The sequence below is a fragment of the Paucibacter sp. JuS9 genome (assembly GCF_044043925.2).
In the GTDB taxonomy this organism is placed as follows: Bacteria; Pseudomonadota; Gammaproteobacteria; order Burkholderiales; family Burkholderiaceae_C; genus JAUASW01.
In genome coordinates this window covers 1,402,910-1,417,881 of record NZ_CP194172.1, presented here as the reverse complement: position 1 = coordinate 1,417,881, position 14,972 = coordinate 1,402,910, and the positions used below count along the sequence as shown (strand labels likewise).

Here is a 14,972-nt window from a genome sequence, read left to right as displayed (position 1 = left end):
ACAACAAGGGCCGCCAGCGTCTTGCACGCTGGCGGCCCTTGGCTTTGACATTCAAAGTATCAGATGCGGACAGCTTCCGCCAGGCGCTGGGCGCATTGCTGGGCCAGGGTCGCGTCGCTGGCCTCGACCATCACGCGCAGCAGCGGCTCGGTGCCCGACGCACGGATCAGCACCCGGCCACGTTGGCCGAGATCGGCCGTGACTTCGGCCTGCTCCTGGGCCAGGCGCGCATTGCCCTTCCAGTCCTGGCCCGGCTGCAGGCGAACATTTATCAGCGTTTGCGGGAACAGGTCCACGCCGGCGAGTTGCTCGGACAGACTGCGGCCGGTGCGGCTGATGGCCTGCAGCACCAGCAGTGCGCTGACGATGCCGTCGCCGGTGGTGTGCTTGTCCAGCGCCAGCAGGTGGCCCGAGCCTTCGCCACCGAGCTGCCAGCCGCGGGCGGCCAGCTCTTCCAGCACATAGCGGTCGCCGACCTTGGCGCGGACGAAGTCAACATCGCGCGACTTCAGGGCCAGCTCGACGGCCATATTGGTCATCAGCGTGCCCACGGCACCGGGCACTCGCAGGCCCTGGTCGAGACGGTCTGCCACCATCACATATAGCAGCTCATCGCCGTTGTAGAGGCGGCCTTGGGCGTCGACCAGTTGCAGGCGGTCGGCATCGCCGTCCAGGGCTACGCCATAGTGCGCGCCATGTTCCTTGACGGCCTTGACCAGCGCTTCCGGGGCGGTAGCGCCGAAGCCTGCATTGATGTTGTAGCCGTCCGGGCTGCAGCCGATGGCGATCACCTCGGCACCCAGCTCGTGGAACACATCGGGGGCGATCTGGTAGCCGGCGCCGTGGGCCGCGTCGACGACGATCTTCAGGCCCTTCAGAGTCAGGTCCGACCCGAAGCAGTTCTTGCAGAACTCGATGTAGCGGCCGCGTGCGTCTTCAAGCCGGCGAGCCCGGCCCAGATTGGCCGAATCGACCCAGACCGGCGGCTCTTCGAGCGCGGCTTCAACATCCAGCTCCCAGGCGTCGGGCAGCTTCTCGCCCTTGCTGGAGAAGAATTTGATGCCGTTGTCGGCAAACGGGTTGTGCGAGGCCGAGATCACCACGCCCAGGTCCTGGCGCAGCGCGCGGGTCAGGTAGGCGACGCCTGGCGTGGGCAGGGGGCCGGTGAGGCGCACATCGACGCCGGCCGACGCGAAGCCCGCTTCCAGCGAAGACTCGAGCATGTAGCCGGAGATGCGGGTGTCCTTGCCGATCAGCACGCTGGGGCGTGCGACCTTGCGCTTGAGCACACGGCCCACGGCATGACCCAGGCGCAGCATGAAGTCGGGAGTGATGGGCGATTGGCCCACGGTGCCGCGGATGCCATCGGTTCCGAAATAGGTACGGCTCATTGCGAGCGGCCTCCTGAATTTTTGATTCCGCTATTGTCGGCGAATAGCGCACCAGGCCCATCCCCAGCATGCCAGACCTTGAGCGCATCGACGGTAGCCGCGACATCGTGCACACGCAGGATGCGTGCGCCGCGCGACACCGCCAGCAAAGCCGCCGCGATGCTGGCCGGCATGCGCTGGTTCACCGGTTTGCCAGTCACGTCGCCCAGTGTCTTCTTGCGTGACCAGCCCACCAACAGTGGGTAGCCCAGCGCCAGCAATCGCTCCTGCTCACGCAGCAGCTGCAGGTTCTGCTCAGACTGTTTGGCAAAGCCGTAACCCGGATCCAACACGATGCGCTCGGCCGCGATGCCGGCTTCGCGGAGCCGCGCAGCCCGTTCACCAAGAAACTGCGCCACCTCGGCCACCACGTCGGCATAGTCGGTCAGCCCTTGCATGGTGGAGGGCTCGCCACGCATATGCATCAGGCAGACACCTGCGGAGTCGTGGGCCGCAAGAATCTCCAATGCGCCGGGCCGGCACAGGGCCTGGACGTCGTTGACGATGTCGACGCCGGCCTCCAATGCCCGCCGCATCACCTCTGGCTTGCAGGTATCGACAGACAGCGGCACCCCCAGGCTCAGGGCAGCCTGGATGACCGGCGCAATGCGCCGCCATTCCTCTTCATCGTCCAGGACCGCCGCGCCGGGCCGGGTCGACTCGCCACCGATGTCGAGAATATCCGCACCCTCGTCCACCAGCCGCTTGCAGTGAGCGATGGCGCCAGCCGCCTCAGCATGCTGGCCGCCGTCGGAGAAGGAATCAGGCGTGACGTTGACGATGCCCATCACGCGGGGGCGATCAAGGTCGATTCGAAAGCGCCGAGTTTGCCAATGCATAGCCAAGTGTGAGCTGGGTCTGGGAGCTGAAAGGTAAAAGGGCCCGACGCAATGTCGGGCCCCGTGTCGAGTCTTGTGGATCAGGCAGCCGCAGGCGCACCGTCGGTATTCACCGGTGGCGTACCGCCGCCGCTGGAACCGCCATTGGGCGCCACAGTCTCGCCAGGCCCGCGCGGCGGCTTGCCGGCCATGATGTCCAGCACCTGGTCGCGGTCAATGGTTTCCCACTTCATCAGCGCGTCGGTCATCGCCTCGACCTTGTCACGATTGGTATCCAGGATGCTCTTGGCCACGGCGTATTGCTCGTCGAGGATGCGGCGCATTTCCGCGTCGACCTTCTGCTGCGTGGTCTCGCTGATGGCCGAGGTCTTGGTCATGCTGCGGCCGAGGAAGACTTCGCCCTCGTTCTCCGCATAGACCATCGGGCCCAGCAGGTCGCTCATGCCGTAGCGGGTGACCATGTCGCGGGCAATGCGGGTGGCGCGCTCATAGTCGTTCGACGCGCCGGTGGAGATGTCCTTGACGAACAGCTCTTCGGCGATACGGCCGCCGAACAGGATGCTGATCTCGTTCAGCATCTGCTTGTAGTAGCGGCTGTACTGGTCGCGCTCAGGCAATTGCCAGGTCACGCCCAGGGCACGGCCACGCGGCATGACAGTGACCTTGTGGACCGGGTCAGTGCCCGGCAGCATTTCGGCCACGATGGCATGGCCCGACTCGTGATAGGCGGTGGCCCGCTTCTCTTCGTCGCTCATCACCATGCTCTTGCGCTCGGGGCCCATGTAGAGCTTGTCCTTGGCGCGCTCGAAGTCGATCATCTCGACTAGGCGTCCATTGCGGCGGGCCGCGAACAGCGCAGCCTCGTTGACCAGATTGGCCAGATCGGCACCGCTCATGCCGGGCGTGCCGCGCGCCAGGATGCTGGCGTTCACGTCTTGGCCCACGGGCACCTTGCGCATGTGCACGTTCAGGATCTGCTCGCGGCCACGGATGTCCGGCAGCGTCACGTAGACCTGGCGGTCAAAACGACCCGGACGCAAGAGGGCCGGGTCCAGGATGTCAGGACGGTTGGTCGCGGCAATCACGATCACGCCGAGATTGGTCTCGAAACCGTCCATCTCGACCAGCATCTGGTTCAGGGTCTGCTCGCGCTCATCGTTGCCGCCGCCCAGGCCAGCACCACGGTGGCGACCGACCGCGTCGATTTCGTCGATGAAGATGATGCAGGGTGCGCTCTTCTTGGCCTGTTCGAACATGTCGCGCACACGGGCAGCGCCAACGCCGACGAACATCTCAACGAAGTCGGAGCCCGAGATCGTGAAGAACGGCACCTTGGCTTCGCCGGCAATCGACTTGGCCAGCAGCGTCTTGCCGGTACCCGGAGGGCCGACCATGAGCACACCACGCGGAATGCGGCCGCCCAGCTTCTGGAATTTCTGAGGGTCTTTCAGGAAGTCGACCAGCTCCTTCACCTCTTCCTTGGCTTCGTCGCAACCAGCGACGTCGGCAAAGGTGATGGTGTTGTTGGCCTCGTCCAGCATGCGCGCCTTGCTCTTGCCGAAGCTGAACGCGCCGCCCTTGCCGCCGCCCTGCATCTGGCGCATGAAGTAGATCCAGACACCGATCAGCAGCAGCATCGGGCCCCAGCTGACCAGCAGGCTCATCAGGAGCGAAGGCTCTTCACGCGGCTTGACGTCGAACTTGACGCCGCTGTTGATCAGGTCGCCGACCAGGCCCCGGTCGAGATAGGTGGCAGCCGAGCGGATCTTGGTGCCATCGTCCTTGGTGGCCTCGATCTCGGTGCCGCCATTGCCTTCCTTCAGCGTGACCTGCTTGATGCGGCGGCCACGGACTTCTTCCAGGAAATCGGAGTAGCCGATGGAGGCTCCCGGGCTCGTGCCACGCTCGAACTGCTTGACCACGGTGAATAGCACCAGGGCTATCACCAGCCAGACAGCAATTTTCGAGAACCACTGATTGTTCACCGCGACTCCTTTGACTCGATTCCACAGGTCTGCGCCTAGCGCACAGACGATGCACGGTAGTTGGGGTTGATTCTATTGCAGTCAAGCCCCCGGGGCTGATTGAGAAATCCTTGCCCCGCGATAGACATTGCGCGCAATTGTTTGCTTCAGGCTTACTTCAGGCCGATGCCGATCAGGAAGGTTTCCGACGAACGGTCTCGGGAAGCCTTGGGCTTGAGCGTCTTGACCTTCTTGAAGGTTTTCCTGAACTGCGCCACCAGGTCGTCGTAGCCGGCGCCATGGAAGACCTTGGCCACCAGCGCGCCATCGGGCGTCAGGTGCTTCTGGCCGAAGTCCAGCGCCAGCTCGATCAGCAAACTGACGCGGGCTGCGTCGGTATCCGTGATGCCCGAAAGATTGGGGGCCATGTCGGACACCACAAGGTCCACCGCACGGCCCGCCAGCGTATCTTCCAGTTCCTTGAGCACCGCGTCCTCGCGGAAATCGCCCTGGATGAAGTGCACGCCTTCAATAGGCTCGAAATCCAGCAGGTCCAGCGCAATGATGGTGCCGTTGAGCTGGCCAACGGCCGCACCACCCACCCCCGCTTCCTTGGGTGCGAACTTTCGGCGCAGGTATTGGCTCCAGGCGCCGGGCGCTGCCCCGAGATCGACGACGACCTGGCCCGGGCGGATCAGCTTCAGCTCTTCGTCGATTTCCTGCAGCTTGTAGGCAGCGCGAGCGCGATAGCCGTCCTTCTGGGCCGCTTTGACATACGGATCATTGATATGACCGTGCAGCCAAGCCTTGTTGATTTTCTTGCTTTTGCTCGTGAATTTCATGATGTGCCGTGCCTGGCCCGATAATAGCCAGATGCCTGCGATTCAATTGACCCCTGCCCAGCGCAAGGAAAAACGCTCCGACGCCCACCACCTCGACCCCGTGGTGATGATAGGCGCGGATGGACTCACGCCCGCTGTCGTGAAAGAAACCGATGCCGCCTTGAACGCCCACGGGCTGATCAAGGTACGCGTGATGTCGGACGACCGTGAGAACCGCGAGAGCATTTTCGCAGAGCTGTCCGACAAGCTCGACGCGGCGCCCATTCAGCACATCGGCAAGCTGCTGGTGCTGTGGCGCCCGATGCCCGAGAAGGTCAAGGCGGTGCGAGAAGACGCCAAGGCCGGCCCGCGCATCGTCAAGATCGTCAAGTTCTCCAAGAGCGGCAACAACCGCCCGCAGGTCAAGAAGCTGGAAGTCTTCGGCAACCAGCGCGTCGCCCAGGGCGGTGAAATCAAGCGCGCCAAGCGCAAGATGACCAGCACCAAGAAGTCCAGCCAGAACGGCTGAGGCTTCTGCGGCGCAAGCCGCTTCAGTTCAGGCCGGCGCGCGGGAAGCGCGCCAGGCCAGCACCAGCACCGCCAGCGTCTTGAGCCCGAAAAACAGGCTGGAGACGGCATGCAAGGCACCGAACGACCAGCTCCCCTGCCCCGCCCGTGCCGCTTCCATCAGCGGCTGGATGCCGTAGTAGCCTGCAGCCGTACAGATCAGCGCGGCCAGCGGCAGCCAGAGGTTGGGCGCAATCACAGGCCCACCCGTGTCTCGTTGCAGCCGGCGTTCCATCATCAGCAGCAGCAGGCCGAGGCCCAGGCTGATCTGCGCGTCCAGCTCAAACACGCGGCCGACCAGCTTGCCCGCCTGCGCACGCTCCAGCACCGCAAAGGCGCTGGGTGCGGCCACGGCAGCCACGCAAACGAGAAGGCCGCCCCAGAGGGCGGCCAGCATGGCGCGAGCGCGGTACAGCATCAGACGTATCTGACTTCGACAATCTCGTAGCGCTTCACGCCACCGGGCGCCTGCACCTCGGCCACGTCGCCGGCTTCCTTGCCGATCAAGGCACGGGCAATAGGCGAGCTGATCGAGATCAGGCCCAGCTTCAGGTCGGCTTCGTCGTCGCCGACGATCTGGTAGGTCACCTCGGCGCCGCTGGCTTCTTCTTCCAGGTCGACGGTGGTGCCGAACACCACCTTGCCGCCGGCATCCACCGTGGCAGGGTCGATGATCTGGGCGGCAGCCAGCTTGCCTTCGATCTCGAGGATGCGGCCTTCGATGAAGCCCTGCTTGTCCTTGGCGGCCTCGTATTCGGCGTTCTCGGACAGATCGCCCTGGGCGCGCGCTTCAGCGATGGCCTGGATCACGGCATGGCGCTCGACCGTTTTCAGTCGATGCAGTTCTTGCTTGAGCTTTTCAGCGCCGCGTACGGTCAGTGGGACAGTGGCCATGGGAAAAGGAACTAGGGGATACAAAATGAATCCGCCGCTGCGGCCTGGGGTGGCACCCCGGGCTGCTGCGGCGGAATCGTGTGGAGCTGATTTTAGTTCAGTTCAGCGTGCAGTTCCTGCAGGGATTGCACCAACAGTCCATCCTGGTGCTTCATGCCCTCGACCGCGGCCTCACAACCGGCCATGGTCGTGTAATAGGTGATGCGGTTGGCCAGAGCGGCCTGGCGGATGTAGCGACTGTCGGCAATCGCGGTACGGGTTTCGTCCACGGTGGTGAACACCAGCTGGATTTCGCCGCCCTTGATCATGTCGACGATGTGCGGGCGTCCGTCCTTGATCTTGTTGACGAACTGGGCCGGCACGCCAGCCTCCTGGATCGCAGCAGCCGTGCCACGGGTGGCAACGATGCCAAAGCCAAGGGCATGCAGGTCCTTGGCCACTTTGATGGCGCGGGCCTTGTCGGCGTTCTTCACCGTGATCAGGACATTGCCCTGGCGCGGCAGGCGCGAACCGGCGCCCAGCTGGCTCTTCAGCATCGCTTCACCGAAGGTCCGGCCTGCGCCCATGACCTCGCCGGTCGAGCGCATTTCAGGGCTCAGGATCGGATCGACACCGGGGAACTTGTTGAACGGGAAGACCGCTTCCTTGACGCTGTAGTACGGCGGCACAACCTCGGCCGGCACGCGACCCAGGCGGTCCTTCTGGTCCTTCAGCTTCTGGCCGGCCATGCAGCGCGCGGCGATCTTGGCCAGTTGCTGGCCAGTCGCCTTGCTCACGAAAGGCACCGTGCGCGAGGCGCGCGGGTTCACTTCCAGCACGTAGACAGTGCAGGCATCGAGCCCGCCGGTCACGTCGCCCTGGATCGCGAATTGCACGTTCATCAGGCCGACGACCTTCAGGGCCTTGGCCATCGCCGCGGTCTGGCGACGCAGCTCGTTCTGCAGCGCTTCGGACAGCGTGTACGGCGGCAGCGAGCAAGCCGAGTCGCCGCTGTGGATGCCGGCTGCCTCGATGTGCTCCATGATGCCGCCGATCATCACATCGGTGCCATCGCTGATGCAGTCGGCATCGACTTCAACCGCATCTTCCAGGAAGCGGTCCAGCAGCACCGGCGACTTGTCTGACACGCGCACCGCTTCGCGCATGTAGCGCTCGAGGTCCTTGTCGCCGTGCACGATTTCCATCGCGCGGCCACCCAGCACATAGCTCGGGCGCACGACCAGCGGATAGCCGATCTCGTTCGCCAGCGCCACTGCCTGGTCTTCGGTACGCGCAGTGCGGTTGGGCGGCTGCTTCAGGCCCAGCTCGTGCAGCAGCTTCTGGAAGCGCTCACGGTCTTCGGCCATGTCGATGGAGTCGGGGCTGGTGCCGATGATGGGCACGCCGGCGCGCTCCAGGTCCAGCGCGAGCTTCAAGGGCGTTTGGCCGCCGTACTGCACGATCACACCGACCGGCTTTTCCTTGTCGACGATCTCGAGTACGTCTTCCAGCGTCACCGGCTCGAAGTAGAGACGATCCGATGTGTCGTAGTCGGTCGAAACCGTTTCCGGGTTGCAATTGACCATGATGGTCTCGTAACCGTCTTCGCGCATGGCGAGAGCGGCATGGACGCAGCAGTAGTCGAACTCGATGCCCTGCCCGATGCGGTTCGGGCCACCACCCAGCACCATGATCTTCTTCTTGTCCGTCGGCTCGGCCTCGCATTCCTCGTCGTACGTGGAATACATATAGGCCGTCTCGGTGGCGAACTCGGCCGCGCAGGTGTCCACACGCTTGTAGACCGGGCGCACGCCCTGGGCCCAGCGCGCGTTGCGCACTTCGTGCTGGTTCGTGCCCAGCAGCTTGGCCAGGCGCTTGTCCGAGAAGCCCTTCTGCTTCAGTAGGCGCAATTCCTCGGTCGAGAGGCTGGCCAAGGTCCGGCCAGCGAGAGACTGCTCGATCTTCACCAACTGCTCGATCTGGGCCAGGAACCAGGGGTCCACAGCAGTTTCTTCGAACACCTCGGTCAGGCTCATGCCGATGCGGAAGGCGTCGGCCAGGAAGAGGATGCGCTCGGGGCCGGCTTCGCCGATTTCCTGGACGATCTCTTCGCGGTCGGTCGAGCGCTCGGTCAGGCCGTCGATGCCGGTCTCGAGGCCTCGCAGCGCCTTCTGGAACGACTCCTGGAAGCTACGGCCCATGGCCATCACTTCGCCGACCGACTTCATCTGCGTGGTCAGGCGCGAGTCGGCCATCGGGAACTTCTCGAAGGCGAAGCGCGGGATCTTGGTGACCACGTAGTCAATGCTGGGCTCGAACGAAGCCGGAGTCACTCCGCCTGTGATGTCGTTCTTCAGCTCATCCAGCGTGTAACCCACGGCCAGCTTGGCCGCGATCTTGGCGATCGGGAAGCCCGTGGCCTTGGAGGCCAGCGCCGAGGAGCGCGAGACGCGCGGGTTCATCTCGATCACCACCATGCGGCCATCGCGCGGATTGATCGAGAACTGCACGTTGGAGCCGCCGGTGTCCACGCCGATCTCGCGCAGGATGGCAATCGAGGCATTGCGCAGCAGCTGGTATTCCTTGTCGCTCAGCGTCTGGGCCGGGGCCACGGTGATCGAGTCGCCGGTGTGGATGCCCATGGGGTCCAGGTTCTCGATCGAGCAGACGATGATGCAGTTGTCCTTGCTGTCGCGCACAACCTCCATCTCGTACTCTTTCCAGCCGATCAGCGACTCTTCGATCAAGAGTTCATTGGTCGGCGAGAGGTCCAGGCCGCGCTTGCAGATCTCCTCAAACTCTTCCGGGTTGTAGGCAATGCCGCCGCCCGTGCCGCCCAGCGTGAAGCTGGGGCGGATGACCATGGGAAAGCCGGAGCCGCCGATGTCGAGGTGGATGCGCTTCTGCACCGCCCAGGCCTCTTCCAGCGAATGCGCGATGCCGGAGCGGGCCGAGCCCAGGCCGATCTTGGTCATCGCGTCCTTGAACTTCAGGCGGTCTTCGGCCTTCTCGATCGCGTGCTCATTGGCACCGATCATCTCGACCTTGTACTTCTCCAGCACGCCATGCTTGTGCAGGTCGAGTGCGCAGTTCAGCGCCGTCTGGCCGCCCATGGTCGGCAGCACCGCGTCTGGGCGCTCCTTGGCGATGATCTTCTCGACCACCTGCCAGGTGATCGGCTCGATGTAGGTGACGTCGGCCGTGTCCGGATCCGTCATGATCGTGGCCGGATTGCTGTTGACGAGGATGACCTTGTAGCCTTCCTCGCGCAGCGCCTTGCAGGCCTGGGCGCCGGAATAGTCGAACTCGCAAGCCTGGCCGATGATGATCGGGCCGGCGCCGATGATGAGGACGCTCTTGATGTCTGTACGTTTTGGCATAGCGGTGCTCCTGCTCAGGCCTTGCTCATCAGACCGATGAAGCGGTCGAACAGGTAGGAGATGTCGTGCGGGCCGGGGCTGGCCTCGGGGTGGCCCTGGAAGCAGAAGGCCGGCTTGTCGGTGCGGGCCAGGCCTTGCAGCGTGCCGTCAAACAAGCTGATGTGCGTGGGGCGCAGATTGGCAGGCAGCGACTCGGCGTCAACCGCGAAGCCGTGGTTCTGGCTGGTGATCGAGACGCGGCCGTTGTCCAGGTCTTTCACCGGGTGGTTGGCACCGTGGTGGCCGAACTTCATCTTGAAGGTCTTGGCTCCAGAGGCCAGCGCCATGATCTGGTGGCCCAGGCAGATGCCGAATGTCGGGATGCCCGATTCGATCAACTGCGCGGCCGCCGTGATCGCGTAGTCGCAGGGCTGCGGATCGCCCGGACCGTTGGACAGGAACACGCCATCGGGCTCCATGTCGAACACCGCGCTGGCCGGCGTTTGCGCGGGCACCACCGTGATCTTGCAGCCGCGGGAGGCGAGCATGCGCAGGATGTTGTTCTTGACGCCGAAGTCGTAGGCCACGACATGGAACTTCGGTGCCGTCTGCTCACCGTAGCCCTTGCCCAGGGTCCATTCGGTCTCGGTCCAGTTTTCGCTTTCCGTGCGGCTCACCACCTTGGCCAGGTCCAGGCCGGCCATGCTCGGCGCTGCCTTGGCCTTGGCGATCGCGTCGGCGATGTGGGCTTCGGTGATCTTCTCGCCGGCCGGCAGCGCGAGGATGCAGCCGTTCTGCGCGCCTGTCGTGCGCAGCACGCGGGTCAGGCGGCGGGTGTCGATGTGCGCAATGGCGACCGTGCCTTCGTCCTTCAGATACTGGACGAGCGTGCGGGTCTTGCGGAAGTTGGAATCCAGAACCGGCGGTTCCTTGATGATCAAGCCTGCGGCATGGATCTTCGAAGCCTCGACGTCCTCTTCGCAGACGCCGTAGTTGCCGATGTGCGGATACGTCAGGGTGACGATCTGCCGGCAGTAGCTCGGGTCGGTGAGGATTTCTTGGTAACCGGTCAGCGATGTGTTGAACACGACTTCGCCGACGGTATGGCCAGCAGCGCCGATGGAGCTGCCTTTGAAGACCGTGCCGTCTGCCAGGGCGAGGATCGCGAGGGAATGAGTGAGCAGATCGGGCAGCACGGGTAACTCCGTTATTGTGCGCGCGCCCAGCTCTGCTCCGGGACCGGCCGCGTGGGCAGCCGAGGAGCCTGAATCCGGTGGAGGAAACGGGTGGAGTTTCGCGAGGGTGCGGTGGGTTTCGGGTAAACCTGTGGAGTATATCCGAGCAGGGTTATCCCCGAGCCCCGCGACCTGGTAAAACTTTCGTCAAGCGAGCGCGGCGATGCCTGCGCGGGCGATCTGCGCATCCTCGATGGACTTGACGCCGCTGACACCCACAGCACCCACGCAATGCCCGTCCACCAGGATGGGCACGCCGCCTTCGAGCAGTCCGGACAAGCCCGGGGCGGTGAGGAAGGAGGTACGCCCCTGGTTGATCATGTCTTCATAGACCTTGGACTCGCGACGACCCACAGCGGAGGTGTGGGCCTTGGCGGGGGCAATCTGCGCCGAGATGGGCGCCGCACCGTCCAGGCGCTGCAGCCACAGCAGGTGGCCGCCTTCGTCACAAATCGCGATGCACACCGCCCAGCGATTCGCCACGGCTTCCGCCTCGGCGGCCGCTGCAATTCGTTTGACATCTTCGAGGCTGAGGCAAGGCTTCTGGTTCATGGCGATTGGCTCTTGAATCTTGGGGAAAAGCCTGCACTTTAGCCGCGTGGCGCGCTGCTGAGGCGCGCCTAGAATCCGCGCATCCTGTATGGAATGGAGGACATCAATGAACGAAGGTCTGCAAACCAGCCAATACGGCAGCAGCTACGGCGCTGACCTGGCAACGCAGCAGCAACGCGTGCTGCGCAACACCTACTGGCTGCTGGCGCTGTCGATGGTGCCCACGGTGCTGGGTGCCTGGATTGGCGTGAGCACCGGCATCATGGCCAGCCTGGGCATGGGCGCGAGCACCATCGTCTTCTTCGCCGGTGCATTCGGCCTGATGTATCTGATCGAGAAGACCAAGAACTCCAGCGCGGGCGTGCTCGCGCTGCTCGGCTTCACGTTCTTCATGGGATTGATGCTTTCGCGCCTGCTGATCCCCGTGCTCGGTTTTCGCAACGGCTCCAGCCTGGTGATGACCGCCTTTGGCGGCACGGCCGCGATCTTCTTCGTCATGGCCAGCCTGGCCACGGTGATCAAGCGCGACCTTTCCGGCATGGGCAAGTTCCTGCTGGTGGGCGCGCTGATACTGATGGTGGCCGGCATCGCCAACATCTTCCTGCAGTCCTCGGCGCTGATGCTGACCATCCTCGTGGCCGTGCTGGGGGTGTTCTCGGCACTGATGCTGTACGACATCAAGCGCATCGTCGACGGCGGCGAAACCAACTACGTCACTGCGACGCTGCATCTCTACCTGGATGCGTACAACGTGTTCCAGAGCTTGCTGTCGCTGCTCGGGATCTTTGGCGGTGAACGCGATTGAAGTATTTCTACAGTCTTCAATGAGCAAGGGGCCCGACGGGCCCCTTGTCTATTTCAGCGTTCAAAGACCGCAATGCTTTAGTTCCGGCATCACATCGCAAGCGATATGAGCCTACTCAGAAGCATTGCGTTCAAAGACCGCAATGCTTTCAACATGCGCCGTGTGCGGGAACATGTTCACCGCACTCGCCGCCGTGCAGCGGTAGCCGGCCAGATTGACCAGCATGCCTGCATCACGAGCCAGGGTTGAAGGATTGCAGCTCACGTAGACGATGCGCTTGGGCGGCGTCCAGCCGGGGGCCAGGCTCGGGTCCTGTGCGATGTCGGCGATGGCCTTGGCCAGCGCGAAAGCGCCTTCGCGCGGCGGGTCGACCAGCCACTTGTCGGCACTGCCATCGGCCGCCAGCAACTCGGGCGTCATCTCGAACAGATTGCGGGCCACGAAAGAAGTGTTGGCCGCCAGGCCATTGCGCACCGCGTTCTCGCGCGAACGCTGCACCAGGGTCTCGCTGCCCTCGATGCCCAGCACCTCGCGCGCCTGCGTGGCCAACGGCAAGGTGAAGTTGCCAAGCCCGCAGAACCAGTCGATCACGCGTTCGTCCTTCTTCACCGCGAGCAGGCGCAGCGCACGGCCCAAGAGCACGGTGTTGATGTGCGGATTGACCTGGGTGAAGTCCGTAGGCTTGAACGGCATGACGACGCCAAACTCGGGCAGCGAGTACGACAACTCCGTGCCGCCTTCGTCCAGCAGCTGGACCGTCTCCGGCCCCTTGGATTGCATCCACCATTGCACGTCGTGCAGGGCCGCAAAGTCGCGCAGCTTCTGCACATCGCCTGCGCCCAGCGGGTTCAGGTGGCGCAGAACCAGGGCGATCACATCGTCACCCATGGCCAGTTCGATCTGCGGCAGACGGTCGCGCTCTTCCATCGAGGAGATCAAATCCCGCAGCGGCATCAGCAGATTGCTGACCCGCTCGGGCACGACCTTGCAGACCTGCATGTCAGCCACATAGCGGCTCTTGCGCTCGTGGAAACCGATCAGCACCTGCCCCTTCTTGGCCACATAGCGCACCGAAAAGCGAGCGCGGTAGCGATAGCCCCAGGTCGGGCCTTCAATCGGGCGCAGCAGCATCTCGGGCTTGACCTTGCCGAGGTGCCAGAGGTTGTCTTCCACCACACGCTGCTTCACGGCCACCTGAGCGCTGGCATGCAGGTGCTGCATCTTGCAGCCACCACAGGCGCCGGCATGCAGGCCGAAATGCGGGCAGCCGGGCGTGACGCGCAGCGGGCTTTCGCGCCGCATTGCCACCATGGTGCCCTGCTCCCAGTTGTTCTTCTTGCGGCCAACGGCGACCTGCACCTGCTCACCGGGCAATGCGCCTTCGATGAACACCACTTTGCCCTCTTCATTGTGGGCAACACCTTGCGCTTCAAGGTCGAGCGAATCGACCTTGAGCCATTCTGAAACTTGAGTCATGGACCGAATTATGGCTTCGGCCGGCGCAGCGCCCTCTGCGCAGCCTAGAAGATCGCGTCGCGGTTGATCCCGTGGCGCATCATGTTGCGCTTGAGCTTGCCCAGCGCCTCGATCTGGATCTGGCGGATGCGCTCGCGGGTCAGGCCCAGGCGCACCGCCAGCACATCCAGGGTCTCGGGCTCCCGGTCGCTGAGGCCGTAGCGGCCGGCCAGCACCTCGCGTTCTCGTTCGTTCAGGGTGGCCAGGCCGTGGTCAAGCAGCTCTTCGAGCTCATGGCTAAGGCGCAGACCCAGCGGATCGACGGCCTGCTCATCGGCCACCAGGTCCATCATCGATTCACCGCCTTCGCCATTGCGATCCACAGGCGAATCGAGTGAGCTCGGCAGCTCGGCATAAGCCAGCAGCTCGGCCACTTCCTCGATGGGGCGCCCCAGGGCCGTGGCGATGTCCTCGGCGCGCACCTGGCCTTCGCCACCGTTCTGGCTCTGCAAGGCTTCGAGCGCGCGACGCGCCTTCAGCACATGGTTGAGCTCACGGACGATGTGCACCGGCAGGCGCACCAGCCGCGCCTGGTGCATCAAGGCGCGCTCGATGCTCTGGCGTATCCACCAGCTGGCATAGGTCGAGAAACGGAAGCCGCGTTCCGGCTCGAACTTGCCGATGGCATGCATCAGGCCGAGGTTGCCCTCTTCGATGAGATCGCTCATCGGCAGACCGCGACCCAGGTAGTTCTTGGCGATGCTGACGACCAGGCGCAGGTTGTGCTTGATCATGGCCTGGCGGGCCTCGAAGTCGCCGCCACGGGCGCGTGTGGCCGTCTCGAACTCCTGCTGCGAACTCAGCAGCGGTGTGCGGCGGATGTCGCGCAGATAGGCCTGCAGCGCATTGCCGACCTCGATATCGGCCGGCGGTGCTGCGCCGTTGCGAAGCAACTGGGTGTCGTCTTCGTCAGCGGCGGTTTCGCTCGCCGGGCCGTCCGGCATCAGCCCGGGCGGCGGAGGCACATGCTTGACTGCGGGCGCGACGTACTTCATGGAGGCCTCCCATCATC

Annotated in this window: 13 protein-coding genes; 2 read left to right on the top strand and 11 right to left on the bottom strand. The window is 64.0% G+C overall.

The window, feature by feature from the left end:
- Positions 1 to 59 precede the first annotated feature (59 nt).
- The 4 genes from glmM to ABT392_RS06320 form a co-directional block, all read right to left on the bottom strand.
- Positions 60 to 1,391 carry a phosphoglucosamine mutase gene (glmM, locus tag ABT392_RS06335; protein ID WP_334277068.1) on the bottom strand — a complete coding sequence of 444 codons (1,332 nt, stop codon included), beginning with the start codon at positions 1,389 to 1,391 and terminating at the stop codon, positions 60 to 62.
- Positions 1,388 to 2,269 (bottom strand): dihydropteroate synthase, encoded by an 882-nt coding sequence (gene folP / locus ABT392_RS06330; protein ID WP_395386853.1) that lies wholly within the window; start codon positions 2,267 to 2,269, stop codon positions 1,388 to 1,390. Before folP ends, glmM begins: the two co-directional genes overlap by 4 nt.
- An 80-nt stretch (positions 2,270 to 2,349) precedes the next feature.
- Complete coding sequence (ftsH, locus tag ABT392_RS06325) at positions 2,350 to 4,254, bottom strand: ATP-dependent zinc metalloprotease FtsH (protein ID WP_334277069.1); 1,905 nt, start codon at positions 4,252 to 4,254, stop codon at positions 2,350 to 2,352.
- A gap of 152 nt (positions 4,255 to 4,406) precedes the next feature.
- Entirely contained in the window at positions 4,407 to 5,075 is a 669-nt protein-coding gene (locus ABT392_RS06320; protein ID WP_334277070.1) for an RlmE family RNA methyltransferase, read from the bottom strand.
- A 31-nt stretch (positions 5,076 to 5,106) separates the two neighbouring features.
- On the opposite strand from ABT392_RS06320, the gene ABT392_RS06315 reads away from it, so the two are divergent.
- Positions 5,107 to 5,583 carry a YhbY family RNA-binding protein gene (locus ABT392_RS06315; RefSeq protein WP_334277071.1) on the top strand — a complete coding sequence of 159 codons (477 nt, stop codon included), beginning with the start codon at positions 5,107 to 5,109 and terminating at the stop codon, positions 5,581 to 5,583.
- 27 nt (positions 5,584 to 5,610) lie between these two features.
- On the opposite strand, the gene ABT392_RS06310 is transcribed toward ABT392_RS06315, so the two are convergent.
- From ABT392_RS06310 to ABT392_RS06290, 5 genes are all read right to left on the bottom strand, one after another.
- Positions 5,611 to 6,039 (bottom strand): DUF4149 domain-containing protein, encoded by a 429-nt coding sequence (locus ABT392_RS06310; RefSeq protein WP_395386289.1) that lies wholly within the window; start codon positions 6,037 to 6,039, stop codon positions 5,611 to 5,613.
- Positions 6,039 to 6,515: a transcription elongation factor GreA gene (greA, locus tag ABT392_RS06305; protein WP_334277073.1), complete on the bottom strand. Its 477-nt coding sequence runs from the start codon at positions 6,513 to 6,515 to the stop codon at positions 6,039 to 6,041. The genes ABT392_RS06310 and greA overlap by 1 nt, the downstream gene beginning before the upstream one ends.
- Before the next feature lie 92 nt (positions 6,516 to 6,607).
- Positions 6,608 to 9,874, bottom strand: a complete 3,267-nt coding sequence (gene carB, locus ABT392_RS06300) for a carbamoyl-phosphate synthase large subunit (protein ID WP_395386290.1) — start codon at positions 9,872 to 9,874, stop codon at positions 6,608 to 6,610.
- A 14-nt stretch (positions 9,875 to 9,888) separates the two neighbouring features.
- On the bottom strand, positions 9,889 to 11,049 hold the full coding sequence (gene carA, locus ABT392_RS06295) for a glutamine-hydrolyzing carbamoyl-phosphate synthase small subunit (protein ID WP_395386291.1): 1,161 nt from the start codon (positions 11,047 to 11,049) through the stop codon (positions 9,889 to 9,891).
- 186 nt (positions 11,050 to 11,235) lie between these two features.
- The gene (locus tag ABT392_RS06290) at positions 11,236 to 11,640 is read right to left on the bottom strand and encodes a GlcG/HbpS family heme-binding protein (protein ID WP_334277076.1); all 405 of its coding nucleotides are present in this window, start codon (positions 11,638 to 11,640) and stop codon (positions 11,236 to 11,238) included.
- A gap of 106 nt (positions 11,641 to 11,746) precedes the next feature.
- Here ABT392_RS06290 and ABT392_RS06285 point away from each other — a divergent pair, with 106 nt between their 5' ends.
- Complete coding sequence (locus ABT392_RS06285; protein WP_395386292.1) at positions 11,747 to 12,445, top strand: Bax inhibitor-1/YccA family protein; 699 nt, start codon at positions 11,747 to 11,749, stop codon at positions 12,443 to 12,445.
- 111 nt (positions 12,446 to 12,556) lie between these two features.
- Here ABT392_RS06285 and rlmD read toward each other — a convergent pair whose 3' ends face one another.
- Positions 12,557 to 13,921 (bottom strand): 23S rRNA (uracil(1939)-C(5))-methyltransferase RlmD, encoded by a 1,365-nt coding sequence (gene rlmD / locus ABT392_RS06280; protein WP_395386293.1) that lies wholly within the window; start codon positions 13,919 to 13,921, stop codon positions 12,557 to 12,559.
- Between the two features lie 44 nt (positions 13,922 to 13,965).
- Complete coding sequence (gene rpoS, locus ABT392_RS06275; RefSeq protein WP_395386294.1) at positions 13,966 to 14,955, bottom strand: RNA polymerase sigma factor RpoS; 990 nt, start codon at positions 14,953 to 14,955, stop codon at positions 13,966 to 13,968.
- Between the last annotated feature and the right edge of the window lie 17 nt (positions 14,956 to 14,972).

Excerpts from the sequence above, each read along its gene's own strand:
- rlmD (WP_395386293.1), bottom strand. The coding sequence starts at position 13,921 with ATGACTCAAGTTTCAGAATGGCTCAAGGTCGATTCGCTCGACCTTGAA.
- ABT392_RS06320 (WP_334277070.1), bottom strand. The coding sequence starts at position 5,075 with ATGAAATTCACGAGCAAAAGCAAGAAAATCAACAAGGCTTGGCTGCAC.
- carB (WP_395386290.1), bottom strand. The coding sequence starts at position 9,874 with ATGCCAAAACGTACAGACATCAAGAGCGTCCTCATCATCGGCGCCGGC.
- ABT392_RS06315 (WP_334277071.1), top strand. The coding sequence starts at position 5,107 with ATGCCTGCGATTCAATTGACCCCTGCCCAGCGCAAGGAAAAACGCTCC.
- folP (WP_395386853.1), bottom strand. The coding sequence starts at position 2,269 with ATGCATTGGCAAACTCGGCGCTTTCGAATCGACCTTGATCGCCCCCGC.
- glmM (WP_334277068.1), bottom strand. The coding sequence starts at position 1,391 with ATGAGCCGTACCTATTTCGGAACCGATGGCATCCGCGGCACCGTGGGC.
- ABT392_RS06285 (WP_395386292.1), top strand. The coding sequence starts at position 11,747 with ATGAACGAAGGTCTGCAAACCAGCCAATACGGCAGCAGCTACGGCGCT.
- rpoS (WP_395386294.1), bottom strand. The coding sequence starts at position 14,955 with ATGAAGTACGTCGCGCCCGCAGTCAAGCATGTGCCTCCGCCGCCCGGG.
- greA (WP_334277073.1), bottom strand. The coding sequence starts at position 6,515 with ATGGCCACTGTCCCACTGACCGTACGCGGCGCTGAAAAGCTCAAGCAA.
- ABT392_RS06310 (WP_395386289.1), bottom strand. The coding sequence starts at position 6,039 with ATGCTGTACCGCGCTCGCGCCATGCTGGCCGCCCTCTGGGGCGGCCTT.
- ABT392_RS06290 (WP_334277076.1), bottom strand. The coding sequence starts at position 11,640 with ATGAACCAGAAGCCTTGCCTCAGCCTCGAAGATGTCAAACGAATTGCA.